Source organism: Micromonospora sp. NPDC048935, assembly GCF_043197875.1.
In the GTDB taxonomy this organism is placed as follows: Bacteria; Actinomycetota; Actinomycetes; order Mycobacteriales; family Micromonosporaceae; genus Micromonospora.
Genome location: NZ_JBICTZ010000009.1, coordinates 1 through 12348, shown reverse-complemented (window position 1 = coordinate 12348; position 12348 = coordinate 1). Strand labels below are relative to the sequence as shown.

Here is a 12348-nt window from a genome sequence, read left to right as displayed (position 1 = left end):
GATCAGCGCTCCACCAGTCGGGCGCTGTCGACCAACTGCCGCGGCGACCTGGCGCCGGCGAGGCTCTTCGCCTGGTACATGGCGGCGTCGGCGCGGCTGAGCGCGTCGGTGAGCTGAGCCGGGCCGGTCACCGGGGCGAGCCCGACGGACGCGGTGACCCGGACGCTGCAACTGCTGAGCCGAATGGGCGCGGCGACGGTCTCGCTGAGGCGGCGGGTGGCGTGGTCGATCCAGCGCCGGTCGACGGTGGGGGTGGAGAGCAGCCCGGCGAACTCGTCGCCGCCGAGGCGGGCGATGAGGTTGTCCCCGGCGAAGCCGGCGAGCCGCTCGGCCACGCTGATCAACACCTGGTCGCCGGCGGCGTGCCCGTACTGGTCGTTGATCTGCTTGAAGTCGTTGAGGTCGAGCACGACGGCGATCAGGGGCTGGCCGGCCGCGTCGGTGAGCAGGGCGGCTGCCAGGCGGTAGAAGGCGCGGCGGTTGGGCAGCCCGGTGAGCGGGTCGTGGCTCGCGGCGTGCCGCTCGGCGGCCAGCTCGGCCTGGAGGTGCCCGATCTCGACCTCGGCGCGCAGTGCCCGCCGACGCAGTTGCCAGGAGGAGAGGAGCGCACCGGCGGCACAGACGCCGGAGGCGACACTCATCGGATCCGGCACGAACCCTCCCATCGCCTCGACCGCCTCCAGCCTCCGGTCAACGCGGCGTGCCGCGTCGGGGCCACGTTTTGCCTGATGGCTGCCCCTGTGGGGGTAACTCAAAGTGAACGGATGGCCACCGGTCACGTGCGTTATCATGCTCGCCGTCCGGTGCAGATGCAATAGCAGATGCACGTGCATGACCGTCCAATGTCGATATGGCACCCCCCTCGCCGTCACCGCTCCTCCCACGGCCACCGGCGGGCTCGTGAGCAGAAAGACGCCTCCATGCAGCAGCCACCCAATGGCGTACCGATCCACCAGTTGCCCCCGTTGAGCTGGCAGAAGAGCCGCCGCAGCAACCCCAGCGGCAACTGTGTCGAACTCGCCGAACTGCCCGGAGGAGCGGGCATCGCGGTCCGCAACTCGCGGCACCCGGAGGGCCCGGCACTGATCTACACGGTGGACGAGATCACCGCCTTCGTGCTCGGTGCCCGCGACGGCGACTTCGACCATCTGATCAACTGACCGTTCGTCGTCCGCAGCGTCCCGGCGACGAGACCGAATCGCCGGTGCGGAGGAGTTCACCTCACTGTCGGTCCATGGCATGCTTACACGTCGGCCGGGCCGGGGCGCCCGGTCACCGTGGGTTGGTGTCCGGAGGTCCGCACGTGTCGATGGTTCCTGCCGAGGGTGGCCCGACGACCGGGCCGACCGTGCTTCGGATGCTGCTCGGCGCCCAGTTGCGCCGCCTGCGGGAGTCCAGCGGGGTGACCCGGGAGGGCGCCGGCTGGGAGATCCGTTCCTCCGAATCCAAGATCAGCCGGATGGAGCTGGGCCGGGTCAGCTTCAAGGAACGCGACGTGTCCGACCTGCTGACCCTCTACGGCGTCACGGAGGAACACGAGCGTGACGCCCTGCTCAAGCTCGCCCGTGACGCCAACAGTCCCGGCTGGTGGCACCGCTACGGTGACGTGTTGCCGACCTGGTTCCAGTCGTACCTGGGCCTGGAGGCCGCGGCCGCACTGATCCGCAGCTACGAGGTGCAGTTCGTGCCCGGCCTCCTCCAGACCCGGGAGTACGCCAAGGCGGTCGTGCTGCTCGGGCACGGCGCGGCCGGTCCGGGCGAGATCGACCGACGTGTCGGCCTGCGGATGCAGCGTCAGCAACTGCTTCGCCGGGACGGCCCGCCGCAGCTCTGGGCCGTGGTGGACGAGGCGGCGTTGCGTCGGCCGATCGGTGGCCCCGAGGTCATGCGTGGCCAGCTCACCGCGCTCATCGAGGCGACCAAATCCCCGAACATCCGGCTCCAGGTGATCCCGTTTGCCGCCGGGGGTCACGCCGCCGCCGGGGGTGCCTTCACCATCCTGCGTTTCGGTGACCAGGAGTTGCCCGACATCGTCTACATCGAACAACTCACCAGCGCGATCTATCTCGACAAGCGTGACGACCTGGATTACTACGCGGTGGCCATGGAACGGCTCTGTGTCGAGGCCGAGCCACCGGAGCGTACGGCGGAGATTCTCGGCCGGCTGCTGGACGACCTGTATCCCGCCTGATCGCCGACCGGGGCCGTTGCCCCGCCTGCCGTGGCGCTAGCATGGTCCACGATCCACGACAGTGGACAGACGTCATAGCGGGAGCTGCCTTGACCACCGACGCCACGGGCACGACGGCCGGCTCGCCCAGCGACCGGATCGACACCTCGGTGGCGCACCCCGCCCGCCGCTACAACTACTGGCTGGGTGGCAAGGACAACTTCCAGGCCGATCGGGAGTCCGGCGACGCGGTGGCCGAGGCGTTCCCGACCATTCGCACCGCCGCCCTGGAAAACCGCCGATTCCTGCGGCGCGCGGTGGACCACCTGGCCCGCGAGGCCGGCGTCCGGCAGTTCCTCGACATCGGCACCGGCATCCCGACCGCCAACAACACCCACGAGGTCGCCCAGGCCATCGCGCCGGAGGCCCGGGTGGTCTATGTGGACAACGACCCGATCGTGCTGGCCCATGCCCGCGCGCTGCTGACCAGCTCGACGGCGGGCGCCACCGCCTACATCGACGCCGACCTGCGCGACCCACGACGGATCATCACCGACCCGGAGCTGGGCCGCACCATCGACCTGTCGCAGCCGGTCGCCCTCATGCTGGTCGCGGTCCTGCACTTCATCCCCGACGAGGCCGACCCGTACGAGCTGGTGCGGCAGTTGCTCGACGCGCTGCCGGCGGGCAGTTTCCTGGCCGCGTCACACGCCACCCACGACTACCTGCCACCGGAGATCGCCCCGCAGGCCAGGGCGGGGGCCCGCAACGGCGGCCCGCACGGGATGATCAGCCTGCGCACCCGGGATGAGTTCACCCGCTTCTTCGCCGGCCTCGACCTGGTCGAGCCGGGGGTCACCTCGGTCGCCGAGTGGCGGGCGCAGAGCGAGCCAGGGCCGCGGCCCTCGGCCGCCGAGGTGAGCATGTACGGCGGGGTCGCCCGCCTGCCCTGATCCGGCCGGGCGACCGCCGAACGAGAGCGTTCGGCTCGCCGGGATCTGCTGACCTGCCCCGGCCGCAGGACGGGCCGGTTCGCCGTGCCGTCACGGCTGTCCGCCAGCGTTTGCGGGCGCGTCTGGTGCGGGAGCCCCGAGGCGTCGCCGTTGCCTGGGGCGGATCCACGTATTGACCGACGCCGACTGGTCGAGCTAGTCTCTGTATCGATACAGACTGGATCGATACAGAGAGGTGCCGGTGAAGCCAACACTGCAAGCCGTGGCCGACGCCGTCGGCGTCTCCCGCAGCACCGTCTCCAACGCCTACAGCCGCCCCGACCAGCTCTCGGCCACCCTGCGCGAGCGGATCCTGGACGCCGCCCGGCAACTCGGCTACCCCGGCCCCAACCCCACCGCGCGTTCCCTGCGCCGGGGATTCGTCGGGTCGATCGGCGTGCTGTTCACCTCGCACCTGTCGTACGCCTTCACCGACCCGTTCGCGGTCCGCTTCCTCGCCGGGGTCGGCGGGGCCGCCGAGCGGCACGGCACCAGCATGCTGCTGGTGCCGCTGCCGCCGGCCGTGACCGACGCCCGGCGGGCTGTGGAAAACGCCGCGGTCGACGGGTTCTGCGTCTACTGCGTGGCCGACGAAGAATGGGCGTTGGACGTGATCCGCGCCCGCGGCCTGCCATTCGTCAGCACCGCCGCCCGCGACGATGCCGGCCCGGACGAGCGGTTCGTCGGCATCGACGAGCGGGCCGCCGCGCACAGTGCCGCCGCGCACGTCGCCGGGCTGGGCCACCGTCGGGTGGCGCTGCTCGCCGATTCCGTCGTCCCCAACGCCCCCGCCGGTCCGCTCCGCCTGTCCGGCGTGCACGAGGCGGGGCACCCCACCACGCGGGGCCGGCTCGCCGGATTCGCCGACGCGTTCGCCGAGGTCGGCGTCGAGTGGGCCGAGCTGACCCTGCTCAACGCCCCGGGCAACAGCCGCCAGGCGGCAGCCGCCGCCGTCGCCGGCCTGTTCGACTCACCGACGCCGCCGACCGCCGTGCTGGCCGGCTCCGACGTGCTTGCCCTCGGTGTGCTGGACGCCCTCGAACGGCAGCCGGGCAGCACCCGGCCGGCCGTCTCGGTGACCGGTTTCGACGACGTCCCCGAGGCCGCCGCGGCCGGCCTCACCACGGTCCGGCAGCCAGCCGAGGAGAAGGGGCGGATCGCCGCCGAACTCCTGCTCGACCCGCCCGCGGACGCCGCGGCCGGCCACGTGTTGTTGCCCACCGCACTCGTCGTCCGGGACTCCACCGGACCTGTCCCGAGGAGTTGACCATGGAACTTCCCACCGGGTACGTCACCGCGCTCGACGCCATGAACCGGCACGTCAACTCGGCCCGACCGGACGCCCCGGTCCAGGTCGAACGCGTCCGTCCGGCCCTGCTCGTGCCGACCCGGCAGGCCGCCGCCGTCGCCCTGCGCCGGCTCGCCGACCGCATCCAGCCGCGACCGATGCCCGCCTCCCCGCCCTGCTCCTGATCCGATCGAAACTCATTCCGGTACGCACGGGACGAACAGTGTGGGTCCGGGCACGCAGGGTGGTCGAGGAGGGCGCCGGCCAGGCAGACTGGTGAAGCCATGTCACCCTTCACGCCCACCCTCCGTCTGCACGACCGCTACGTACTGCACGAGCGGATCGGCCTCGGTGGCATGTCCGAGGTGTGGCGGGCCGACGACGACGTGCTCGGCCGACCGGTCGCCATCAAGGTCCTCGCCGGGCAGCTCGCCGCCGACCCGCAACTGCGGGCCACCATCCAACGCGAGGCCCGCGCGGCCGCCCGGCTGACCCACCCCCACGTGACCCAGGTGTACGACTACGCCGAGGCGACCCTGGCCGGCGGCGTCGTGGTCCCGTACCTGGTGATGGAGCTCGTCGACGGCCACAACCTGGCCGACCGGCTGCGGGCCGGGCCGCTGCCCTGGCCGGAGGCGGTCCGGGTGGCCGGGCAGATCGCCGCCGCGCTCGCCGCCGCGCACCGCATCGGCGTCGTGCACCGCGACGTCAAGCCGGGCAACGTCATGCTCACCGACACCGGCGCCAAGGTGCTCGACTTCGGCATCGCGGCGCTCGGCAGCCTCGACAGCCAGTCCGGCGAGCCGCTGATGGGCACACCCGCCTACTTCGCCCCGGAGCGGCTGGCCGCCGGCCCGCCCGATCCGGCCAGTGACGTGTACGCCCTCGGTGCGCTGCTCTACCGCACCCTCACCGGGCAGGCGCCGCTGCCGGTGCAGAGCTGGGAGGACGCCCTGGAGGTGCACCGCCGCGGCACGCCGGTGCCGCCGCTGCGGGTGCCCGGCCTCCCCGCCGACATCGCCGCGTTGACCCTCGCCTGCCTGGCCGCCAACCCGGCCGACCGGCCGAGCGCCGCGCACCTGGCCCGCCGCTTCGGCGCCGGCCAGCCGGTCGAGCCGCCCACCGAGCTGCTGCGCGTCCCACCGGCGGCGCACCCGCCCACCCTGATCGACCGCTCGGCGGCCCGCCCCGCCCCGGTCGCCGCCGAGCCGCCCCGCCGCCGGTCACGCCGCCCTCTCGCCGTGCTTGTCGCCGCCGGCCTCGCCGTGCTCGTCGGCGTCGGCGCGCTGCTCGCCGAGGGCCCCCTCGGCACACCGGGCGGGCCCACCTCGCCGCAGGTGGCCGCCCCGCCGTCGACCTCCGCCCCGAAACCCACGCCCACGACACACTCGCCGACGCCGGCGGCACCCTCCTCGCCCCGACCCAGCGCCAGCACCGCGCCGCCGACCGCCGGGCAGCAACTGCCGGTCAGCCTCCGGGAGGTGACGAGCGAGTTCGCCGCCGTCCTCGCCGGGGCGGTCGCCCGCGGCGACGTGGACCGCAAGACCGCCGACGATCTGCGCGACGACCTCGCCGACCTGAACCGGCACACCCGGGACCGGTCCCGGCGCGTCGCCGACCTGCGCGGACGCATCGCCGAGTTGGTGGACCGCGACCGCCTACCAGCGCAGACGGGCGCCCAACTGGACGCTCTGCTGACCCGGGCCAGCAGCTTCTCCGTCGGCCGTACGGACGACTGATAACGCTGTCGATGCCGCTGGCATGATGTGCCGATGCGGACACGTCTGATCTTCGTGCGACATGGCGAGTCGCTCCACCAGCTCGAAGGAATCGTGGGCGGGCCACGCGGCTGCCGGGGCCTGACCGCCCTTGGCCACGAGCAGGCACACGACCTGGCCAACCGGCTCACCCGTGACGTCGCTGCCGACGGGCCGGTGGCGGTCTACTCGTCCGTGCTGCGCCGAGCCGTCGAGACCGCGCAACCGATCGGGGCGGCGTTCGGCGTCCGACCGGTGGCCGACTGCGGCCTGTGCACCTGGCACACACCCCCGTACGCCGACGGCCTGCCGACCGCCCGCTTCCGCACCGAACACGCGGTGGCCGGTGGCGGTGTGTTCCGGCCGTTCGAGGAGGGCAACGAGAGCTGGGCCGAACTGGTGGTCCGCGTCAGCCGCGCGATCATGGAGATCGCCCATCGGCACCGGGGCGCCACAGTGGTGCTGGTCGGCCACAGCGAGACCGTCGAGGGCGCGTTCCACGCCCTCGCCGCGCAGCCGATCTTCCGGGCGTTCGACCTCGACGTTCCCCCGGCCTCGGTCACCGAGTGGACAAGCGACCACGACCCGGGCGGTTGGCCGCCGGCCCGCTGGACACTGCGTCGCTTCGGCGATGTCGGCGGGTGGGCCAGAGCGTGATCCAAGGCCGTCGCCGGCACGGCGTCGTCACCCGCCGCTTCGCGACGGCCGTAGTCTCAGCGGCATGACGACAACGCAGACGCGCACCCTCGCCGTACCCGGCGTCGACCTGGTCTACGACGTCCGCGGCCCGCTGCCGCCGTCCGACGGGCGCCCCGTCCTGCTCATGATCGGTCAACCGATGACGGCGGAGGGCTTCACCGCGCTAGCCCCGCACTTCACCGACCGCACCGTGGTCACCTACGACCCGCGCGGTCTCGGCCGGAGCGTCCGCACCGACGGTCGCACCGACCACACGCCGCAGCAGCAGGCGGTCGACCTGCACCACCTGATCGAGGCGCTCGACGCTGGCCCGGTCGACCTGTTCGCCAGCAGCGGCGGTGCGGTGACGGCGCTCGAACTCGTCGCGGCCCACCCGGGCGACGTCGTCACGGTGGTGGCGCACGAGCCGCCGATCAACGCGGTGCTGCCCGACGCCGGGGCCGCCGAGCGCGCTCGGGCCGACTTCTACCAGGCGTACCAGACGAAGGGCGCCGGTGCGGGCATGGCCGCGTTCATCGCGATGACGTCGTGGCAGGGCGAGTTCACCGACGCCTACTTCGCCCGGCCCGCGGCCGACCCGGCGACGTTCGGTCTGTCCACCGAGGACGACGGCAGCCGCGACGATCCGCTGCTGTCGGACCTTTCCTGGGCGATCAGCGACTACCGCCCGGACGTGAGCCGGCTCGCCGCGGCACCGACGCGGATCGTCATCGCCGTCGGCGAGGAGTCGACGGGCACGTACACCGCGCGTACGGCTCTCGGCCTGGCGGCCCTGCTCGGCCAGGAGGCCGTGGTGTTCCCGAGTCACCACGGCGGTTTCCTCGGTGGCGAGTTCGGCTATGCGGGCAAGCCCGAGGAGTTCGCGGCACGCCTGCGGGAGGTGTTGGACGCCGCCTGAGCGCCCGCGTCACTCGGCCAGGAGCTGCTCACGCAGGATCTCGGCGTGCCCGCAGTGCTGGGCCAGCTCGCGCAGCACGTGCAGGTACACCCAGCGCAGCGGCAGCGGGCCGCGCCGGTTGCCGCGGAGCACGTCGTCCAGGCCCAGCGAGGATGTCGCGCGGCGGGAGGCTGCACAGGCTTCGCGGTGTGCTCGCTGGACGCTGGCGATCGTGTCGTCGTCGTCGAGGATGAACGACTCGTCCGGCGTGGCCGGGATGCCGATCTCGGCGCGGGACCGGCACGTGACGGCCTCGTCGAACCAGACCATCTCCACGAAGGTGGCGTGCTTCACCAGACCCAGCAGCGTGGTCCGGGACGGCACCAGGGAGCGGCGCGCCTGCTCCTCGGTCAGCCCGTCCAGGCAGCCGTTGAGTGCCCTGCGGTGCTCGTCGATGAACGTCTCGATCTGCGTCTGCGCCGGCTGGTCGATCACATCGTCGGCGAAGGTGCCCGGATAGGAAGTCACCGGTGCAGCATTCCAAGATCATGGACGGGGCGCAAACACCAGCCACTCACGCGGTGCTGGCGCTGACCAGCTCGCCCGGTGTCGTGCCCGCCCGCGCGCACACCGTGCCCCGCGGTGCCCAGATCCCCGACCACCCGGCCGCCTCGGTGTAGCCACCGCCGGTCGAGCCGGCGAAGCTCGCCACCGCCACCCAGACCCGCTGGGCGGTCGCGATCCGCTGCGCCCGCTGGTCGATCACGGCGGCGTCGTGCGCGGACTCCACGACACCCGCCGCGTACACGTCGATGCCGAGCGCCGCGGTCCGCTCCGCGTGCGCGGCGACGCCGGTGTCCTTGCAGACCGCCAGCCCCACCCGCCACCCGTCCACGGTGAGCACGGCGGGCGTGTCGCCCGGCCGGAACCGGCGGGCCTCGGCGTCACCCAGCCACATCTTGCGGTACGCCACAGTCACCCCGTCGCCGGTCACCGCCAGCACCGCGATGTGGTCGCCCGCGACCGGCGCGCCGGCCAGGGCCACCGTGCCGGTCTCGGCGCACGCCTCGACCAGCGGCACCAACCGCGGGTCGTCGACCGACACGACCGGCGCGCCCAACTCGTACCCGGTCAGGGACAGCTCCGGAAAGACCACCACCCGGGCGTCGGCCGCCCGGACCGCGGCGGCGTGTGCCCGCGCGTTCTCCGCGACGTCCCGGGGTACGCACAGTGGCTGCGCCACCGCGAGCCGCAGTGGGCTGTGGTTTTCCGCACCCCCACCGGTGTGGTCGACCCGCGGGGCCGGGCGGTCAACCGCATGGTCCGCTCTCAGGATCACTTCGTACGGTGGCTTCATGATTCGAACGTCCCACGCCGTGCTCGCCACCGGAACCCCCACCGCCGCAGCGGAACCGCCGGAGGGCGGGATCGTCGGCTACGTCACTGACCTGGTGGAACGGCTCGGCGGGCCGGGCGCGGGTCTGGCCGTGGCACTGGAGAACCTGTTCCCGCCGATCCCCAGCGAGGTGATCCTGCCCCTGGCCGGGTTCGTCGCGGCGCAGGGCCGGATGAGTCTGGTCGGCGCGATCTTCTGGACCACGCTGGGCTCGGCGGTGGGCGCGCTGGCGCTCTACCTGGTCGGCGCGTCGCTGGGGCGCGACCGGATGCGCGCCATCGTGGCCCGGCTGCCGCTGGTGAAGCTCAGCGACGTGGACCGGACCGAGGCGTGGTTCCTCCGGCACGGCGTGAAGGCCGTCTTCTTCGGCCGGATGATCCCGATCTTCCGAAGCCTGATCTCCATCCCGGCCGGGGTGGAGCGCATGCCGATGGGCACGTTCCTGCTCTACACCACACTGGGTAGCCTGATCTGGAACACCACCTTCGTGCTCGCCGGCTACTTCCTCGGCGACAACTGGCACCTCGTCGAGGGGTACGCGGGCATGCTGCAGAAAATGGTGATCGTGGTCTGCGCGGCGGCGGCCGCCTGGTTCGTCGGGTCCCGCGTGCGGCGAGCCCGTCGTGCCGCCCGCGACCCCGAGCGGGCCGACGCCGACGGTTACGGCGAGCCGACGCTCGGGGTGCCCGATCCGGGTGGGCGCGGCACCCTCTACCGCAGCGGTTCGTGGACCTCGGACGAGCGCTAGCGACGCCCCGGTCACCGCGGGGGTGCGGGCGACGGACTCGGCACGGGAGGGGCGGCAGGTGATGGTGCAGCGTCGCGTCGGCTCGCGCCTGCGGCTGCCGGTTCTCGTCGCCGCCGGCAGCGCGACCGGTGCTGTCGAGCTTGCCTTCCTGGTCGTCGCGGCCGTCACGCTCGCCGTGTCCGCGCCCCTGCCTCCGGCCGCTCGCGGGGTCGCCCGGCTCACCCAGCGGTACGCCGGCCGGCTCGTCCGCCTGGAACGCGGCCGGCTCGATCGACTGCTCCCCGGCAGCGAACTGCCCGCGGTCGACGCGGTGGCGACCCGGCGGCAGGTCGGCTACCTGGCGGCCCGACTCCTGCCCGCTGCGCTCGGCCTCCTGGCGTACGCGATGCTGGGCGTCGGTCTGGTGCTGGCCGGGATCGTGCTGCGCGCGGCGGTACGCGGCGAGCTGTCCCTTCTCGACACCCTGGCGCAGGTCGGCGTCGGGCTCGTGCTGCTGCTGCTCAACGTCCAAGCGCTCGCCAGCGTCGCCGCGCTGGACGTCCGGCTGGCGCGGCGGCTCCTCGGCCCGGGCAGTCGGGCCGAGCTGGCGCGGCGGGTCGACGAGCTGACCAGCAGCCGGGCCGGGGTCATCGCCGCCGTCGACGCCGAACGGCAGCGCATCGAACGCGACCTGCACGACGGCCTCCAGCAGCGCCTGGTCGCCCTCGGCATGCTGCTCGGCCGGGCTCGGCGTGCCCGCGACGCCGACCGCACCGCCGCCCTGCTCACCCAGGCACACGAGGACGTGCAGCGGGCCATCACGGAACTACGCGAGGTGGCGTGGCGGGTCTACCCGTCGGCGCTGGACGGCAGCGACCTCGGCGAGGTGCTCGCCATGGTGGCCCGTCGCTCCGAGGTGCCGGTGCGGATCCGCTGCGATCTGCCGGTCCGCCCCGATCGGCAGATCGAGACGGTGCTGTACTTCGTGGCCTGCGAAGCGCTCACCAACGCCGCGAAGCACGCCGCCGCTACGCTGGTCGCGGTCGAGATCGGGGTACGGGAGGGGTGGGTCCGGATGCGCGTACACGATGATGGCGTCGGCGGCGCGGACCCCAGCGGGCGCGGTTTGTCCGGCCTGGCCCGGCGGGTCGCCGCACTGGACGGCCGGCTGCGGGTGACCAGCCCGGACGGCGGTCCGACCACCGTGCTGGTGGAGTTGCCGTGCGGCTAGTCCTCGCCGAAGACTCGTCGCTGCTCCGGGAGGGCCTGACGCGCCTGCTCGCCGAGGAGGAGCACGAGGTGGTCGCCGCGGTCGGCACCGCCGACGAACTGGTCGAGGCGGTCGGACGGACCCGTCCGGAAGTGGTCGTCACCGACGTCCGGATGCCGCCCACCCACACCGACGACGGGCTGCGTGCCGCCCTGGAGATCCGTCGACGCTGGCCCGCCACCGGCGTCCTGGTGCTCTCCCAGTACGTGGAGCGGCGCTTCGCCGGCCGGTTGCTCGCGGACCGTCCCGAGGGGGTCGGCTACCTGCTGAAGGACCGGGTCGCCCAGGTGGACGACTTTCTCGACGCACTCGACCGGGTTGCCGCCGGGGGCACCGCGCTCGACCCGGAGGTGGTGCGTCAGGTCGTGGCCGGCTCGCAACTGCCCGACCCGTTCGAACGGCTCACACCACGCGAACGGGATGTCCTGCACGAGATGGCCCAAGGCCACACGAACAACGCTATCGCGCACCGTCTGCACGTGTCGCAGAGCGCGGTGGAGAAGCACGTCAACGCCATCTTCGACAAGCTCGATCTCGCTGAGGCGACCGGCTACAGCCGAAGGATCCTCGCCATCCTGCGCTACCTGGACACCTGACCCCCGTGCGCAGCACGCCCCGGGCGTGCGGGTGGTTCTGGCGAGGCGGGTGGGTCTGGGTGTGTCGGTGGGGTATGGGCGTGCCGGTGGGTCTAGGCGTGAGGGTGGGTCTGGGCGTGAGGGTGGGGTCTGACCGTGCCGGGTGGGTCTGGGCGTGAGGGTGGGGTCTGACCGTGCCGGGTGGGTCTGGGCGTGCGGGCGGTCCCGTTCGCCTGCGACCGGGCGTGTGTCCGAGGCCGGGCGTGTGTCCGAGGCCGGGCATGTGCCCGCGACCGGGCATGTGCCCGCGACCGGGCATGTGCCCGCGACCGGGCATGATCGACTCGGTTTTCTTGAGATCGGGGTGTCCGGGCGTTCGGGATGCCCCGATTTTCATGAACGCGAGTGGATCATGCCCGGTGGGGGTGGTTCGGGGACGCCGGTGCGGGGGTTGTGGGTGGTTTGTTCGCCCGGGGGCTCTGCGGCCTGTGACCGGTCGCATCCGTGGGCCGGAATCGTGGCCGGGCCGGGGTCGTTACACACCCTGACGATCGCAGCACGACCTGCCGCGCGCCCGACCCGCAGGGGTTTGGGAGG

14 protein-coding genes are annotated in these 12348 nt (G+C 72.9%); 11 read left to right on the top strand and 3 right to left on the bottom strand.

Annotated features, from left to right (window positions below; genetic code table 11):
- Window positions 1-2: 2 nt before the first annotated feature.
- Window positions 3-653 (bottom strand): GGDEF domain-containing protein, encoded by a 651-nt coding sequence (locus ACGFIW_RS23730; RefSeq protein ID WP_393319520.1) that lies wholly within the window; start codon window positions 651-653, stop codon window positions 3-5.
- A 267-nt stretch (window positions 654-920) separates the two neighbouring features.
- Here ACGFIW_RS23730 and ACGFIW_RS23725 point away from each other — a divergent pair, with 267 nt between their 5' ends.
- The 8 genes from ACGFIW_RS23725 to ACGFIW_RS23690 all read left to right on the top strand — a co-directional run bounded on the left by ACGFIW_RS23725 (window position 921) and on the right by ACGFIW_RS23690 (window position 7804).
- Window positions 921-1160, top strand: coding sequence for a DUF397 domain-containing protein (locus ACGFIW_RS23725; RefSeq protein ID WP_030490204.1), 240 nt, complete (start codon window positions 921-923; stop codon window positions 1158-1160).
- A 143-nt stretch (window positions 1161-1303) separates the two neighbouring features.
- Complete coding sequence (locus ACGFIW_RS23720; RefSeq protein ID WP_393319517.1) at window positions 1304-2191, top strand: helix-turn-helix domain-containing protein; 888 nt, start codon at window positions 1304-1306, stop codon at window positions 2189-2191.
- A gap of 89 nt (window positions 2192-2280) precedes the next feature.
- Window positions 2281-3123 carry an SAM-dependent methyltransferase gene (locus tag ACGFIW_RS23715; protein ID WP_393319515.1) on the top strand — a complete coding sequence of 281 codons (843 nt, stop codon included), beginning with the start codon at window positions 2281-2283 and terminating at the stop codon, window positions 3121-3123.
- A gap of 241 nt (window positions 3124-3364) precedes the next feature.
- Window positions 3365-4429, top strand: coding sequence for a LacI family DNA-binding transcriptional regulator (locus ACGFIW_RS23710; protein ID WP_393319512.1), 1065 nt, complete (start codon window positions 3365-3367; stop codon window positions 4427-4429).
- A 2-nt stretch (window positions 4430-4431) separates the two neighbouring features.
- The gene (locus ACGFIW_RS23705) at window positions 4432-4635 is read left to right on the top strand and encodes a hypothetical protein (protein ID WP_393319510.1); all 204 of its coding nucleotides are present in this window, start codon (window positions 4432-4434) and stop codon (window positions 4633-4635) included.
- A 99-nt stretch (window positions 4636-4734) separates the two neighbouring features.
- The gene (locus tag ACGFIW_RS23700; RefSeq protein WP_393319507.1) at window positions 4735-6189 is read left to right on the top strand and encodes a protein kinase; all 1455 of its coding nucleotides are present in this window, start codon (window positions 4735-4737) and stop codon (window positions 6187-6189) included.
- A 33-nt stretch (window positions 6190-6222) separates the two neighbouring features.
- Window positions 6223-6864: a histidine phosphatase family protein gene (locus ACGFIW_RS23695; protein WP_393319504.1), complete on the top strand. Its 642-nt coding sequence runs from the start codon at window positions 6223-6225 to the stop codon at window positions 6862-6864.
- A 64-nt stretch (window positions 6865-6928) separates the two neighbouring features.
- Window positions 6929-7804, top strand: coding sequence for an alpha/beta fold hydrolase (locus ACGFIW_RS23690; protein ID WP_393319501.1), 876 nt, complete (start codon window positions 6929-6931; stop codon window positions 7802-7804).
- A 9-nt stretch (window positions 7805-7813) separates the two neighbouring features.
- Here ACGFIW_RS23690 and ACGFIW_RS23685 read toward each other — a convergent pair whose 3' ends face one another.
- Together ACGFIW_RS23685 and ACGFIW_RS23680 are read right to left on the bottom strand one after the other, a co-directional pair.
- Window positions 7814-8311: a DinB family protein gene (locus tag ACGFIW_RS23685; protein WP_393319498.1), complete on the bottom strand. Its 498-nt coding sequence runs from the start codon at window positions 8309-8311 to the stop codon at window positions 7814-7816.
- Window positions 8312-8357: 46 nt separating this feature from the next.
- The gene (locus tag ACGFIW_RS23680) at window positions 8358-9140 is read right to left on the bottom strand and encodes a carbon-nitrogen hydrolase family protein (protein WP_393319495.1); all 783 of its coding nucleotides are present in this window, start codon (window positions 9138-9140) and stop codon (window positions 8358-8360) included.
- On the opposite strand from ACGFIW_RS23680, the gene ACGFIW_RS23675 reads away from it, so the two are divergent.
- The 3 genes from ACGFIW_RS23675 to ACGFIW_RS23665 all read left to right on the top strand — a co-directional run bounded on the left by ACGFIW_RS23675 (window position 9139) and on the right by ACGFIW_RS23665 (window position 11772).
- Entirely contained in the window at window positions 9139-9927 is a 789-nt protein-coding gene (locus tag ACGFIW_RS23675; RefSeq protein WP_393319492.1) for a DedA family protein, read from the top strand. The genes ACGFIW_RS23680 and ACGFIW_RS23675 overlap by 2 nt on opposite strands.
- Before the next feature lie 61 nt (window positions 9928-9988).
- On the top strand, window positions 9989-11137 hold the full coding sequence (locus tag ACGFIW_RS23670; RefSeq protein ID WP_393320113.1) for a sensor histidine kinase: 1149 nt from the start codon (window positions 9989-9991) through the stop codon (window positions 11135-11137).
- Window positions 11128-11772: a response regulator gene (locus ACGFIW_RS23665; RefSeq protein WP_393319490.1), complete on the top strand. Its 645-nt coding sequence runs from the start codon at window positions 11128-11130 to the stop codon at window positions 11770-11772. The genes ACGFIW_RS23670 and ACGFIW_RS23665 overlap by 10 nt, the downstream gene beginning before the upstream one ends.
- Window positions 11773-12348 lie beyond the last annotated feature (576 nt).

Bases quoted from the DNA above. Each gene is read 5' to 3' on its own strand.
- ACGFIW_RS23680 (WP_393319495.1), bottom strand. From the start codon at position 9,140: ATGAAGCCACCGTACGAAGTGATCCTGAGAGCGGACCATGCGGTTGAC.
- ACGFIW_RS23675 (WP_393319492.1), top strand. From the start codon at position 9,139: ATGATTCGAACGTCCCACGCCGTGCTCGCCACCGGAACCCCCACCGCC.
- ACGFIW_RS23695 (WP_393319504.1), top strand. From the start codon at position 6,223: ATGCGGACACGTCTGATCTTCGTGCGACATGGCGAGTCGCTCCACCAG.
- ACGFIW_RS23705 (WP_393319510.1), top strand. From the start codon at position 4,432: ATGGAACTTCCCACCGGGTACGTCACCGCGCTCGACGCCATGAACCGG.
- ACGFIW_RS23725 (WP_030490204.1), top strand. From the start codon at position 921: ATGCAGCAGCCACCCAATGGCGTACCGATCCACCAGTTGCCCCCGTTG.
- ACGFIW_RS23670 (WP_393320113.1), top strand. From the start codon at position 9,989: ATGGTGCAGCGTCGCGTCGGCTCGCGCCTGCGGCTGCCGGTTCTCGTC.
- ACGFIW_RS23700 (WP_393319507.1), top strand. From the start codon at position 4,735: ATGTCACCCTTCACGCCCACCCTCCGTCTGCACGACCGCTACGTACTG.
- ACGFIW_RS23690 (WP_393319501.1), top strand. From the start codon at position 6,929: ATGACGACAACGCAGACGCGCACCCTCGCCGTACCCGGCGTCGACCTG.